The 1,423-nt window shown below is 44.5% G+C and carries 1 protein-coding gene; it reads right to left on the bottom strand.

What is annotated here, in order from left to right:
* Window positions 1-20 precede the first annotated feature (20 nt).
* A complete protein-coding gene (locus tag ACVA53_RS24870) occupies window positions 21-1,340 on the bottom strand; it encodes an IS4 family transposase (RefSeq protein ID WP_446506620.1) in 1,320 nt (439 codons plus the stop codon).
* Window positions 1,341-1,423 lie beyond the last annotated feature (83 nt).

Genomic DNA, 1,423 nt, shown 5'->3' with positions numbered 1-1,423 from the left:
TAATGCCATTCGGTTAAGCACTAGCGCTTATATCTCAATGGATATCGGCTAGGAATATAGAGCACTGAACGTGGATACGTTCGGTGCTTTCTTTTATCTGGCAATATAAAGTGCTTGATATCTGCTCGCATCTGTTTGAGCTTTGCTGGTAACTTTCCGTCTGGTGAGAGCGCAAGCCACCTCAACTGTGTATCGATTAAACTGATCGCTGCTGTAAAACTTATGCGGGTAGGCGCGACTTGGGCTTCTTCCGCGATTGCGACCATTTCAAGCCTTATTAGGTTGTAAGCGATTAACACTCCCCATATTTCTTGTTTAACACCTTCGCAAAAGCGACTTCTCAAGGTCACTTCGTTTTGCAATTGTACCTGCTTTAACTCTCCATACCCTTCTTCGATTTCCCAGCGCTGCCAATAAATATGCAGCAGTTTATCTAGAGGGTAATGGTTAGGATCGAGCAGAGAGGTAATAAAACCTTTGATCTCCCCTTTAGGCTCTTTATAGGCGATCAATCGGGCTTGCCAAGTTTCGGGTAGTTCAGGATTCTTTTTGCGTGCTTGAGGAGAGACTGGCATGCTAATAAGTAGGTCATTATCTGCATACTCTTCAATCACTTCATAACGCATTTTATTTTTTACAGGGGTCAGCCAGTGACGTTCTTCTCCGGCATGTTGCCAATTTAACATCAGCTCAGCGGAGAAATAGCAGCGGTCAAATAGCGTTAATGAATTGTCAGGAACGTCGGTCAATAGTTGGTGGGCTAGTGTAATTTCTCCAACACCACACCCGTCAAATGCGGCTCCTAAAACCATTCTTGTCTCAGTTGATGCTAAGGAAACAAGCCTTAACTGAGGGTATGGCTTTAAGCGTTTTGATATAAAACCAAACTCTTGTGCATTCTCTTCAGAATCTTGGCAGCGTAAAGTGGTTCCATCAACGGCTAAAGTACTTAAGCCCAGTTCATTAGGCTTACCTAAGGCACTGTTGCTCCATGCACTTACTGTAGATTTAAAGAGGTAGGCCATTGGTGCCTCCCCTAGTCGACGTCGACAGTCGGTCAAAACACTCGGTGCAACACGCGACCACTCTTTATTGCCTGGTTGGAGAGCAATATCCATCGAGCTGCAAACTTCTTTGATGGACTTATTTCTGATTAGCCCCATCCACAACACCAACCAAACTGCTTGTTGAGCTGGTAACCTGCGATTACGGACACTGGCCTTGTTTGTAGCAAGAAGAGATTCTTCAATCCAGTCAGCATCAATTGCTGTCAAGACTGATTCAAAATCACCGCTCTCTTCCACAGACTCGTGGGCGAGCTGAAGCTCTTGTGTAAACATAAAAAATCCCAACTAGAAATCAACTAGTTGGGATTATCGCCTAACTGCAGGATCGTTCAAGTTAGCTTAAACGATCGGCATTA

Source organism: Photobacterium sp. DNB23_23_1, assembly GCF_052873815.1.
The sequence above is the reverse complement of the archived record's forward strand: the minus strand, read 5'-3'. Positions and strand labels throughout refer to the sequence as shown.

What these genes read in the sequence shown, in the direction of transcription:
- ACVA53_RS24870 (WP_446506620.1), bottom strand. Translation starts at nt 1,340, where the DNA reads ATGTTTACACAAGAGCTTCAGCTCGCCCACGAGTCTGTGGAAGAGAGC.